Consider the following 12,607-nt stretch of genomic DNA (forward strand, 5'->3'; position numbering starts at 1 on the left):
GGGGATGAAGTAAATGCAACAAGTAGGTTTTGGGACGTGGAACTGGGTAGCTGTAATAGTTTATCTCGTATTAATGTTATTGGTGGGTGCGTATTTTACAAAACGAGCAAGTCAAAACACAGATAGTTTCTTTACAGCTAGTGGCCGTTTGCCTTCGTGGGCAGTTGGGTTCTCTATCTATGCAACGACATTAAGTGCGATTACATTTATGTCGACACCAGAAAAAGCATTTTTAACAGATTGGTCTTACATAGCTGGCAATATCGCTATTGTAGCTATTATTCCATTGTTAATTTATTTTTATGTACCATTCTTTAAAAAATTAAAGGTGACATCAGCTTATGAATATTTAGAAGCACGATTTGGGCCGAGTGTCCGTGTGATTGGGTCGTTGCTATTTGTATTGTTCCATTTAGGAAGGGTAGCTATTGTGATTTATTTACCGACGCTAGCGATTACTGCGGTTTCTGATTTAAATCCTTATGTCGTAGCGAGTCTAGTAGGGATATTGTGTATTCTTTATACATTCCTTGATGGTTTTGAAGGTGTGGTATGGAGTGACTTCATTCAAGGGGTCATCCTATTAGGTGGTGCTGCAGCAATCATTATCTTGGGTATTGTACATATCAAAGGTGGTATGGGAACTGTAGTGACGGACGCGCTAGATCATAAAAAATTAATCAGTGCAGATAATTGGAAGTTTAATACTGCCGCGGCAGCAATTCCTATTATTTTCTTAGGGAATATATTTAATAATTTGCATCAATATACTGCAAGTCAAGATGTTGTACAACGTTATCAAGCATCTGAATCCATGTCTGAAACGAAAAAATCATTATGGATGAATGGTGTTTTGGCATTGATTTCAGCCCCATTATTTTATGGTATGGGGACAATGCTTTATTCCTTCTACACACATGAAAGTGCTTTGCCAGAAGGTTTTAATACATCATCGATTGTACCTTATTTCATACTGACAGAAATGCCACCATTTATTGCCGGATTACTTATTGCAACAATATTTGCAGCTGCACAATCTACAATTTCATCAAGCTTAAATTCAATTTCAGCTTGTTTATCTGTCGATATCTAACATAGATTTTTCGGTAAAGGTAAAGAGAAAGACGAAGTTACTTTTGCTAGATGGATGATTATACTTTCTGGTTTATTTGGATTTGGTATGTCTATCTACTTAATTGCTTCAGATTCTAATGACTTATGGGATTTATTCCTATTAATTACGGGCCTTGTAGGTGTGCCATTGGCGGGTGTATTTGCTGTAGGTATCTTTACGAAACGAACAAATACCCTAGGCGTTATATGCGGTTTGGCGTTAGGTATTATCTTCGCTTATATCTTCAATGGTATTGGCGGTGGCAATTCGCCATTCTTTGTATCCATTATTTCATTCCTAGTTGCATTTATCTTCTCTTATCTAATCAGTATTGTAATACCTGGTAAGAAAAAAGATATTGTTGGCTTAACTATTTTTGATATTAAAGAAAAATCAAATTACGTTTCTAAAATACATGTGAAGAAATAGATAAGTAAAGCTTATCAGTGTAGTACACACTGGTAAGCTTTTTATTAATTTCAAAAATATTAATGTATTTTTGTTAACAGCTTAGACAGAATGGAAGTTGGTGTTTCTTAAGGGATTTTAAGCAATTAAATGTTTTTAGGCAAACAATCAATGCTATAGAAAATGCTAAATATGACCCTTCATTGTCATTAGCATTTAAACTCGCGAAGTTATTTGATGTGACAGTAGATGAACTTTTTTTTGAAATAAATATGAAAAATTAAATAATTTTAAAAAGATTTAGTTAAATTAGGCAAAAAATTTTCAATTTGAGTCATATGCGATTAATATATACTTATTAAATTTAAAAAAGTGAGGTACTGACCAAATGTCTACATTAGTCATTATTGCACATCCAGATATTAGCAATTCAACTGTGAATAAGCATTGGAGAGATGCACTTTCTAAGATAGGTGAGTCTGTCACAGTACATGAAATCTATCCAGAATATCCACATGGCAAAATTGATATCGAAAAAGAACAAAAACTGATAGAAGCGCATGATCATATTATTTTTCAATATCCATTATATTGGTATAGTTCTCCACCATTAATGAAACAGTACTTAGATGAAGTCTTTACACATGGTTGGGCATATGGTTCTAAAGGAGACGCCTTAAAAGGAAAGAATATAGGATTGGCGATTTCTATTGGGTCAATAGCAGAAGCCTATACACCAGAAGGTAATGTGAAATTTACAATTGATGAATTAGTGAGTCCGATGATTGCAACGACACGATTTGTATCTGCAAACTATGTTGGTGCGCATAAGCTATACAGTGCATTTACTATTGCGCCTAGTCAATTAGAAGAGAATACGCAAGATTATTTGAACTTTATTCAATCATTAAACAAGTAATTAAAGATAATCTAAGACAAATTTTTTCGTTTATGGTTATATTTAACATGATTAAATTGAAGCGGTAAAGTATAGGTATTTATAATATGGGTTCATACCTACAGGGTGGAACAAGCGAAATCTTATTAAAAGGGATTGCTGTTTGACTCTGTTTTTTTATGAATTCAGCTATTATGTAAGGGATTTACTTTGAATCAAACTACAATGTCGATATAATAATAGATAAACATATAAATTTAAAGATTTGAGGGGACACTATGATAAAAGCAATTGCAGTTGATATGGATGGTACATTTTTAAATACGCAAAAAACATACGATGAAGAACGATTTGAACGTATATTTCAGCAATTAAAAACGCAGCAGATTAAGTTTATAGCTGCTAGTGGTAACCAATATGCGAAATTGAAATCAATTTTCGGAGAACGAGCGATGTACTTTGTGGCAGAAAATGGTGCGGTTATTTATGAAGGGGATAAATTATATGATTATCAAACATTCGATAGAGACTTTTATCAGCAAGTGGTAGATTATTTAAATATTGAAAGAGGTATCAATAACTTAATTGTATGCGGATTAAGTAGTGCCTATATTTTAAAGGAAAATCCTGAGTCGTTTAAAAAAGATGCACATTTTTATTATCGTCAATTAGAAGAAATTCATTCTTTACAACACTTACCCGAAGATGAGTATGTGAAGATAGCATTTAACATAAATCGTGAGACGCATCCTACACTTGATGAGGATCTTAAAGCGCGTTTTAATGGTAAGTTAGAATTTGTATCTAGTGGACATGATAGTATTGATATCATTATCCCTGGTGTAACAAAAGGGAACGCATTAAAACGTTTATTGAACACATGGCAACTCGACGCGTCAGAATTAATGGCATTTGGTGATGCAAATAATGATTTAGATATGTTGCTATTAGCCGAGCATAGTTATGTGATGGAGAATAGTGAAGATCATTCGTTGTTTGAAGCAGCAAAACATGTGGCACCCTCAAATGATAAGCAAGGTGTGTTAAGCGTGATTGAATCCGAAGTATTAAACAAACCGATTTGATTGTGTTATAAACATATTGTTTTAATACGAATTTCAAAATAGCTATACTACATATATAAATGATTAATTTGAAAGGTAGGTTTCAAAAAGTGATGACTCAAATGCAACAAACGATTTTAGATGCTTTTAATTTTAGACATGCAACAAAACGCTTTGATGCAAACAAAAAAATTTCAGAGAGTGATTTTAATACAATTTTAGAAACGGGGAGACTTTCACCCAGTTCATTAGGCTTAGAGCCTTGGAGATTTGTAGTTATTCAAAATCGTGAAATTAGAGATAAACTTAAAGCAATCAGTTGGGGTGCACAAGGGCAACTTGATACAGCAAGTCATTTTGTATTAATTTTAGCACGCAAAAATGTAACTTCACAATCAGATTACGTACAACATATGATAAGAAATGTAAAAAAATATAGTGAAGCGAGCATTCCAGCTACAGAAAAGAAATTTGATGATTTTCAAACTAACTTTCACATTAATGACAATGACCAATCTTTATTAGATTGGGCGAGAAAACAGACTTATATTGCACTGGGTAACATGATGACAAGTGCAGCATTATTAAATATCGATTCATGTCCAATAGAAGGCTTTGATTTAGATGCGGTCACACAATTTTTAACTGATGAAGGCATTATAGACGAAGCGCATTTTGCGCCATCTGTTATGGTGGCTTTTGGTTATAGAGAAACGGAACCGAAAGATAAAGTACGCCAAACACAAGATGATATCGTAGAATGGTTAGAATAAATGAAGACAAGCTTGGTGCAGTTGCACCAAGCTTTTTATATTATAAATCACGTGCATTCGATTGAATTAAAGCTTTATACCAGTCAAAAGAATCTTTTTTAATACGTTTTTTAGTACCTTGACCGTAATCATCTTGATCTACATAAATGAAGCCATAGCGTTTAGTTATTTCACTCGTTGACATTGATACTAAATCAATAGGCCCCCATGCAAGGTAACCCATTAAATCAACGCCATCTTCAACGGCTCTTTTTGCTTCAGCAATATGTTTTTGTAAATAATCAATGCGATAATTATCATGAATTTGGCCATCTTCAATAGTGTCTTTTGCACCTAACCCATTTTCAACAATGAATAACGGTTTATTATAACGGTCCCACAATTCATTTAAGACGACTCTGAGTCCAATTGAATCGATTTGCCAGCCCCAATCGGATGCTTCTAAGTAAGGATTTTTTATCTACACATGCATCGGATTTCACATGTTTTTGTTGCAATACTTGTAGCAATGATTCATCAGTCACTTCGTTTAGTGACTCATGGTTAATTAACCTTTGGCTGAAAAATTTGAGGTGAGTCATAAATCTGGAGTAGCTTAGGGCATCTTCATTAATGTGTAAATTAAAGTGATAGCGCACAATATCTAAAATACTTTTGGTAATCTTTGTGATTTCATATATATTTGCGATATTTTCATCCATACTTGCGTTGACAATATGCATAGCAATAAATCCAGCCTCATCTTTAGGTAACTGAATATCAAAGCGGCGGTTAATGGTCTCAACTGCGTTTATTGATAAATCATATTCATTAGGATAGAGTCTGTTGATTTCGTATAATAATGGATTTTTAATAATGTGACCTTCTCTGGTTCTTTTAATAGCGTAATCTATGTGGTCCGTTAGTGATAGGTAAATAGATTCTACATAGGTTTTTCATAAAGCTGATTGGCTTTGATAATAATATCTTGAGTCGTTAATAAGACATTTTGATCGATTTCATTAAGTAACGTGAGCATACGTTCTTGTTCTTCGCTTGTGAGTCTAAAAACTTTATCAATTTTGTCTTTTTCTAGCTCTTGACCATTTTGTTTGCCAAAGGCAATCCCTTTTCCCATGACGATACGTTCTTCATTGTTAATCTTTGAAATAACCACATTGTTATTCAATATTTTAGTAATTTTCATAATAAATATAACATCCCTTATTTATTAACTTAGTAATAAAAATGATTATATATTTAATATAGGGTAGATGTTTATCATAAGTCAAAAAGAAACGCCGATATCGTTTCTGAAAACAATAAAAAGCAGTGCGCATTTAACTTGAATGAACACTGCTTTTGCAATCAATGTCATAACATCTTCCTAGCATCAATTAGTCTTTATCAGCAACGAGATGTGTATTGCTATGAACTAAAATTTCGAAACCTTCTGGTCCAATAAATTGTGTTTCTTGTGCATTTGGTTTATATATTTCTATATGTGTTAAGCCTAAACTTTGGCTATTGTTTTGGCGTAACATATTAGATTGCCAAGTATTAAAAGCAATGTGGTGGTGGTAATGATTAGTTGACATAAATACAGCCTGTGGTAAATCAGAAACGTGGTCTAAGCCGAGTTCGTCGAGATAATAATGACGGGATTGACCTATATCAGCAGCTTTTAAGTGTAGGTGACCAATTTTTGCATCATCTGGCATACCTTGCCATCCATTTTCACTTCTTTGTTCAACTAAGTTATTCGCATCGACTTCGAGCGTATCCATCTTCACTTTATTGTCATTCCAAATCCAACCTGCTTTAGGTCTATCATAATAAATTTCAATCCCATTACCTTCAGGGTCTGCAAAATAGAGCGCCTCACTGACAAGGTGATCGCCACCGCCAACTTGAACACCTGTACTTGCAGCATGATATAAGAAATTACCGAGATCTTGACGCGTCGGTAATAAGAGCGCCATGTGAAATAGTCCTGATTCTCTCATAGAGGGACGACGTCCGTTTTCTATTTCATTTAGTGTTAGCGTATGTCCATGTGCGCCGACATTAAAGGTAACGGCATGATTTGTTTCGTGTTTAATAGTTAACCCTAAAATTTGTGTGTAGAATTTAATCATATTTTTCAAATCTGAGACGTTTAATGTGATATTTGTTACTTGCGTTGCATTTTTATCGTGGAAAGTCATAATTTAGCTCCTTATTCATTACATGTATTTATAATTATTACAAGTTGAATTCTAGTATAAAAAATATACTAAGTCAATACACAAAGCTTGGAAAGTATAAGAAATATATTTGGTGGCATTAAAAGATTCATTTTTGTAAAATGGGTATAACGCAATGTATTAAATCCAAAAGAATAGGATGTTATAGATGACACACTATTATTTTAAAGAAAACTTTTTCAATGCTTCTAGCTCAGCGATAGAAATTTATAATGATAAAGAAGATGTAGTGTTTACCATCGAACTGTTTTATACGTCGGCTGTACAACAAACAATGGCATATTTAGGTAATAACAAGCAGAACTTTGAGATTACAGATGGCCAAGACACCTATGGTGTGTTGCAAGAGGGCGCGATAAGTGGTGCTATTAAAAAACCTTTTAAGACAGTTTGGACAGTTGAAAAGAATAATCAACCCATAGGCCTATTTCGTTCGAAAGTGGGGCTCAAACCAACTATGTATTTTGAAGGGACTCAAGGAGATATAATAAAATTTCAGTCAGGATTTTTTTCGAGAAGTGTAAAGGTGACAGAGAGTAATCAAGAAATTATGCAAACAAAATCAGAGCGATTTAAATTTGCTTCCAGGCACGATGTGTATATAGAAACGGAAACATATCATCCGACTATGTTAATACTATTGTTCCAAGTGTTTTATGAATTTCAGGAAAAACAACGTAAAAATGCAAACTAGGTTAACAATAGCACAATACCAGGCTAGAACTTGAGATATGGCAAATGTCTCAAGTTCATTTTTTAAATTCAATGGAAATCTGTGGATAGTTAGTGTGTAATATATCCATTCTATTTACAGATGTTAAGTTGTGGTAAAATATGAGACACGTATTGTATGGACTGATATAAAGCATGGATGTCCATAATAATTGATAGATTTGGTATTAAATCATGATTTTATGGAGGTGGCGTGATGAAAGTATTCTTGAAATTAGGTTGGTTTTTTAAACAACAAAAAATGAGTTATCTCATAGGCTTAGGCACCTTATTGTTAATCGCATTAATTGAAATTGTACCGCCTCAAATCATTGGTCGTACAATTGATGAGATGACTTCTAATAGATTAACGCCTCGATTATTAGCCATTTATTTATTCATACTTGTTATTACTGCAATATTAACTTACGTTCTTAGATATGTATGGAGATTATCTATATTTGGAACAAGTCAAAAATTAGGTAAGATATTAAGGACCTATCTATATAAAAAATATACAGAAATGAGTGCTATCTTTTTCCAAAATAGAAGAACAGGTGATCTGATGGCACATGCTACGAATGATATCAGAGCTGTTCAAAATGCTGCAGGTGCAGGTATTTTAATGATTGCAGATTCATTGATAACTGGTGGCACAGTCATCATCACGATGGCAACAACAGTCAGTTGGAAATTAACGTTGATTGCCATGATTCCACTTCCATTTATGGTATTGCTTACCAGCATTTATGGTTCGCTACTAAGTAAAGGATTTAAAAAAGCACAAGCTGCGTTTAGTAAACTAAATGATAAGACGCAAGAGAGTGTGGCAGGTATCAAAGTAACCAAAACGTTTGGCTATGAACCAAGTGATCAGGCGGATTTTAAGCATTTAAGTGATGATGTTGTTGCGAAAAATTTGAAAGTATCAAAAATAGATGCACTTTTTGATCCAACGATTACTTTAGTCATAGGTATGAGTTATTTCTTATCGATCGCATTCGGTGCGCAGATGGTTTTTCATAATGATATCAGCTTGGGGCAGTTAATCACATTTAATACATATCTTGGCATGCTGGTATGGCCTTTACTAGCGCTAGGCCTGTTTTTTAATATTGTCCAAAGAGCTAAAGCATCATATGAACGTATTGAGGAAATTGGCGAACTACCTAATGATATCGATACTTCATATGTCATTGATGAACGTCCTCAAGGGGATATAAGGTTTAATATAAATCAGTTTTATTTCCCGGGTAATGAGGATCAAGGTATTTATGATATTCATTTTACAATTAAAGAAGGTTCTACAGTTGGTATTGTTGGTCGTACAGGTTCAGGTAAGAGTGCATTAATTAGGTTATTATTACGAGAATTTGATACACAACACGCTCAAGATATTGAATTTGGTGGACATCCCATTCGTGATTACAATGTTGAGTCATTAAGAGCTCAATTTGGTTATGTGCCACAAGAACATTTTTTATTTTCAACAACCATACGTAATAATATTGCATTTAGTAATGAAACGATTGACGATGAGAAAATATTTGAAGCTAGCAAGCTTAGTCACATTCACGATGATATCATGCAATTTTCTAAAGATTACCAAACCGTAGTAGGAGAACGTGGTGTATCGTTATCAGGTGGTCAAAAGCAACGTGTTTCTATTGCACGTGCGCTACTCGTTAATCCAGAAATACTCATTTTAGATGATTCATTATCAGCAGTAGATGCACAAACAGAAGAAGCCATATTAGAAAATTTGGAACGTCTGAGAAGCGGTAAGACCAATATTATAACGGCACATAGAATGAGTGCTGTAAAACACGCCGATTTAATTATAGTAATGAATGAAGGCCGTATCATCGAGCGTGGTAATCACGCAACACTGATGAGTAAAAAAGGTTGGTATTACGATACTTACCAGGCTCAAGCATTACAAGAGCAACTGTCTCGCAACTTGGATAGTCTAACGAAAGGGGATGGTGAAAATGACTGAAAATGCTAATCTAACAGCAAAAGATCAAGGTAGCGCACTCATTAGGTTATTTAAATACACCTTACCCTATAAATGGATTATTGTTTTGGCATTTATTACGCTCATATTATCAACGATTGCTAGTATGATGACACCTTATATGGTGAAAATTTTCATCGATGATTATTTGACACCACGCCATTTTCCTAAAGAGACAATGGTATGGTTGATTGTTATTTTTATTAGCATACAGTTGATTGGCGCTATCACCCTTTACTTTAGCCAATATTTATTTCAATATTTAGCATTTAAAGTAATTCAACAATTAAGGATTGATGCATTTAATAAGCTGGGTAAATTAGGTATGAGATACTTTGATAAAGTACCTGGTGGTAGCATTGTTTCTCGACTTACAAATGATACAGAAACGATTGTTGATATGATTGTAGGTGTTTTTTCCACCTTTATAATGGCATTCTTTATGATGATTTCAAGTTACATCATGATGTTTGTGTTAGATGTCAAATTAGCTTTAATTGCGCTCATTTTTTTACCTATCATAATGATAATATTAGCAAGTTATAGAAAGTATTCTGCTTTTTTATTTTCAAAGTCAAGACAACGGTTATCTGATTTAAATTCGAAGTTAGCGGAATCTATAGAAGGCATGAAAATTATCCAAGCCTTTAATCAAGAACGCCGATTAAATAAAGAATTTAATAAGATTAATGATGAACATTATCAATATATGTTAAAAACTGTTAAATTAGATAGTCTTTTACTTCGCCCTGCAATCAGTTCTATTTCAATTTTTGCGGTTGTAATGATTCTTGGATACTTTGGAGTAATCAGCTTTACTACTGGCATCACTGCAGGTGTGGTGTTTGCTTTTGTACAATATATGGAACGTTTTTTTGAACCTATCAATCAAGTAAGTCAAAATTTAAATATACTGCAACAAGCGCTGGTTTCAGCAAGTAGAGTGTTTGCACTCATCGATGATGATACGTATGAACCACAACAAGAAGCAAACAATGACAATGCTATTGAGACCGGTGAAATCGAGTTCGACAATGTGAGCTTTAGTTATGACGGAGAAACAGACGTGTTAAAAAACATTAGTTTGACCGCGAAACCAGGAGAAATGATTGCGCTTGTCGGTCATACAGGTTCTGGTAAAAGTTCTATCATCAATCTCTTCATGCGTTTCTATGAATTCAATCGCGGTGATATTAAAATAGACGGCAATTCAATTAAAAAGATACCAAAAACAGAATTGAAAGAAAAAATTGGCTTGGTTTTACAAGATGCCTTTATGTTCTATGGCACGATAGCTTCAAATATTAAACTTTATCATCCGTCAATGACATTTGAACAAGTGAAAGCAGCAGCAGAGTTTGTTCATGCAAATCATTTTATTGAAAAACTGCCAAATCAATATCAACATAAAGTGATTGAGAAAGGTAGCGCATTTTCAAGTGGTGAAAGACAGTTGATTGCTTTTGCAAGAACGATTGCAACAAATCCTAAAATCCTAATTTTAGATGAAGCCACAGCGAATATAGATTCAGAAACAGAGGAACAAATCCAACAATCTTTGAATAAAATGAGAAAAGGCCGTACGACATTAGCGATTGCCCACCGATTATCTACAATTCAAGATGCTGATCAAATATTTGTATTAAATAAAGGGGAAATTGTTGAACGTGGTACGCATGCACAATTGATAGCACAAAAAGGTATTTATCATAATATGTATTTATTACAGAATGGATAAAACTGTTATCATAATTAATTTAAATATAAGTATAGGCATAGGATGACGAGTGTGAAACTCGATGTCCTATGCCTATATTAATAGGTCCAATGTTTGATTAACCGACATACACATCTTGATATTCATCATGTTTTTCAATAACGCTTTTAGCAAATGGACATGTAGCAGATACTTTTAAATTATTGTCACGTGCGTAATCAACAACAGCTTTAACTAACTGAGAACCAATACCTTGGCCACCCATTTCTTCTGGTACACCAGTGTGGTCAATATCGATTTGATTATCATTTTGTTGGTTAAAAGTAATTTGAGCTTGTGGATTATTTTCGTCATCACCAATGTAAAATTTGTTTGTACCTTGTTTAATTTCAGCCATAATATCGCTCCTTAATTTTTGTCTATAGTTATTAAATATCACATTTTAGCGACTATTAAACAATTTGTGATTGAATGAAATGAGAAGAAATGTAATAGATTGAGTTAAAAGCATTGAAATATTGCAAAAATAAGTTTATAGTTTTAACGAAATAATTTCGATTTGGAGGGGCGTTTTTTGAAGAAAAGTATAATAATCATGCTGACATGTGTAATGATGATTACATTAAGTGCGTGTGGTAACATCAATAAAAGTGAGAAAAAAGACGTCAGTACAAATAATAAACTTAAAATATATACAATAGCTTTTGCTTTTCAAAGTTTTACGGAGCAAATTGGTGGCAAATATGTAGATGTTGAATCAATTTATCCGCCTGGCGCAGATATGCATTCTTTTGAGCCAACACAAAAAGAAATGGTGAATATTGCTAAGAGCGATTTATTTATTTATTCTAATCAAGATATGGATCCTGTCGCTAAAAAAATTGCGGGCTCAATCAATAATGAGCATCTAAAATTACCTGTAGCAGCGAATTTAAAGCAAGCTGATTTATTATCAAATCATGAACATGAACATGACCATGAGCACGAAGGACACGAAGCGCATGAAGAACACGATGAACATGAAGGGCATGATCACGAAGAGGGTAGCAAAGATCCACATATTTGGCTAGACCCAGTTCTAAACAAAAAGATGGTGAAAGCGATTAAGGATGACTTAGTGAAAAAAGATTCACGCCATAAAGCATATTATGAAAAACGTTATAAACAACTTATTGCTGATTTGGATGATATTAATCATGAAATGAAAGATATTACTTCAAATCCTAAACGAGATACAGTAGTGATTTCGCATGATTCTATTGGTTATTTAGCCAATCGTTATGGATTTAAGCAAGAAGGTGTCAGTGGTATGAATAATGAAGAACCTAGTCAAAGGGATTTAATGGCTATTGTTAAGCGCATTGATGATACAAAACAACCGTATGTGCTTTATGAACAAAACATCTCTTCTAAAGTAACAGATGTTATTCAGAAAGAATCTAACACAACACCGCTTAGCTTTCACAATATGGCTACACTATCTAAAAAAGAAATGAATGATAAAGATATAACCTATCAATCACTTATGAAAGAAAATATTAAATCATTGGATAAAGCATTAAATCATTAATTAGAAAAAGGTGCGCATAACCATTTATGAACTGTCATAAATAAGCTATGTGCACCTTTTTTATTTTGAGCACTTTTCCGTCAGTATCAATCTAATGAACTTATATTATA

At 33.5% G+C, this 12,607-nt stretch carries 11 protein-coding genes and 4 pseudogenes; 9 read left to right on the forward strand and 6 right to left on the reverse strand.

Annotated features, from left to right (window positions below; translation table 11 throughout):
• Positions 1-13 precede the first annotated feature (13 nt).
• The 5 genes and pseudogenes from ACM6UH_RS02840 to ACM6UH_RS02860 all read left to right on the forward strand — a co-directional run bounded on the left by ACM6UH_RS02840 (position 14) and on the right by ACM6UH_RS02860 (position 4,257).
• Positions 14-1,543 (forward strand): annotated as a pseudogene (locus tag ACM6UH_RS02840) (sodium:solute symporter).
• Positions 1,544-1,662: 119 nt separating this feature from the next.
• Positions 1,663-1,806 (forward strand): annotated as a pseudogene (locus tag ACM6UH_RS02845) (helix-turn-helix transcriptional regulator); the annotation flags it as partial.
• Positions 1,807-1,910: 104 nt separating this feature from the next.
• The gene (locus ACM6UH_RS02850) at positions 1,911-2,441 is read left to right on the forward strand and encodes an NAD(P)H-dependent oxidoreductase (protein ID WP_011302353.1); all 531 of its coding nucleotides are present in this window, start codon (positions 1,911-1,913) and stop codon (positions 2,439-2,441) included.
• A gap of 257 nt (positions 2,442-2,698) precedes the next feature.
• On the forward strand, positions 2,699-3,505 hold the full coding sequence (locus ACM6UH_RS02855) for a Cof-type HAD-IIB family hydrolase (RefSeq protein WP_002482337.1): 807 nt from the start codon (positions 2,699-2,701) through the stop codon (positions 3,503-3,505).
• Positions 3,506-3,597: 92 nt separating this feature from the next.
• Positions 3,598-4,257, forward strand: a complete 660-nt coding sequence (locus ACM6UH_RS02860; RefSeq protein ID WP_037537761.1) for an NAD(P)H-dependent oxidoreductase — start codon at positions 3,598-3,600, stop codon at positions 4,255-4,257.
• A 40-nt stretch (positions 4,258-4,297) separates the two neighbouring features.
• Here the strand turns inward: ACM6UH_RS02860 and ACM6UH_RS02865 are convergent.
• The 5 genes and pseudogenes from ACM6UH_RS02865 to ACM6UH_RS02885 form a co-directional block, all read right to left on the reverse strand.
• Positions 4,298-4,717, reverse strand: a pseudogene (locus ACM6UH_RS02865) (family 1 glycosylhydrolase); the annotation flags it as partial.
• Entirely contained in the window at positions 4,641-4,979 is a 339-nt protein-coding gene (locus ACM6UH_RS02870; RefSeq protein WP_011302356.1) for a PRD domain-containing protein, read from the reverse strand. The gene ACM6UH_RS02870 and the pseudogene ACM6UH_RS02865, both read right to left, overlap by 77 nt.
• Before the next feature lie 42 nt (positions 4,980-5,021).
• Positions 5,022-5,174 (reverse strand): annotated as a pseudogene (locus tag ACM6UH_RS02875) (PRD domain-containing protein); the annotation flags it as partial.
• 5 nt (positions 5,175-5,179) lie between these two features.
• The gene (locus ACM6UH_RS02880; RefSeq protein WP_011302357.1) at positions 5,180-5,443 is read right to left on the reverse strand and encodes a CAT RNA binding domain-containing protein; all 264 of its coding nucleotides are present in this window, start codon (positions 5,441-5,443) and stop codon (positions 5,180-5,182) included.
• Positions 5,444-5,633: 190 nt separating this feature from the next.
• Positions 5,634-6,443, reverse strand: a complete 810-nt coding sequence (locus ACM6UH_RS02885) for a VOC family protein (RefSeq protein WP_047504584.1) — start codon at positions 6,441-6,443, stop codon at positions 5,634-5,636.
• Positions 6,444-6,630: 187 nt separating this feature from the next.
• On the opposite strand from ACM6UH_RS02885, the gene ACM6UH_RS02890 reads away from it, so the two are divergent.
• The 3 genes from ACM6UH_RS02890 (at position 6,631) to ACM6UH_RS02900 (ending at position 10,948) form a co-directional block, all read left to right on the forward strand.
• Positions 6,631-7,176: a tubby C-terminal domain-like protein gene (locus ACM6UH_RS02890; RefSeq protein ID WP_048787491.1), complete on the forward strand. Its 546-nt coding sequence runs from the start codon at positions 6,631-6,633 to the stop codon at positions 7,174-7,176.
• A 234-nt stretch (positions 7,177-7,410) separates the two neighbouring features.
• Positions 7,411-9,192, forward strand: coding sequence for an ABC transporter ATP-binding protein (locus ACM6UH_RS02895; protein ID WP_047504580.1), 1,782 nt, complete (start codon positions 7,411-7,413; stop codon positions 9,190-9,192).
• Positions 9,185-10,948, forward strand: a complete 1,764-nt coding sequence (locus tag ACM6UH_RS02900) for an ABC transporter ATP-binding protein (RefSeq protein WP_041079312.1) — start codon at positions 9,185-9,187, stop codon at positions 10,946-10,948. Before ACM6UH_RS02895 ends, ACM6UH_RS02900 begins: the two co-directional genes overlap by 8 nt.
• 97 nt (positions 10,949-11,045) lie before the next feature.
• Here ACM6UH_RS02900 and ACM6UH_RS02905 read toward each other — a convergent pair whose 3' ends face one another.
• The gene (locus tag ACM6UH_RS02905; protein ID WP_172439371.1) at positions 11,046-11,327 is read right to left on the reverse strand and encodes a GNAT family N-acetyltransferase; all 282 of its coding nucleotides are present in this window, start codon (positions 11,325-11,327) and stop codon (positions 11,046-11,048) included.
• A 174-nt stretch (positions 11,328-11,501) separates the two neighbouring features.
• Here ACM6UH_RS02905 and ACM6UH_RS02910 point away from each other — a divergent pair, with 174 nt between their 5' ends.
• Entirely contained in the window at positions 11,502-12,497 is a 996-nt protein-coding gene (locus ACM6UH_RS02910; protein WP_011302362.1) for a metal ABC transporter solute-binding protein, Zn/Mn family, read from the forward strand.
• Positions 12,498-12,607 lie beyond the last annotated feature (110 nt).

Origin of the sequence: Staphylococcus sp. LKG4-2 (genome assembly GCF_050955665.1) — a bacterium.
GTDB classification, from domain to species: domain Bacteria; phylum Bacillota; class Bacilli; order Staphylococcales; family Staphylococcaceae; genus Staphylococcus; species Staphylococcus saprophyticus.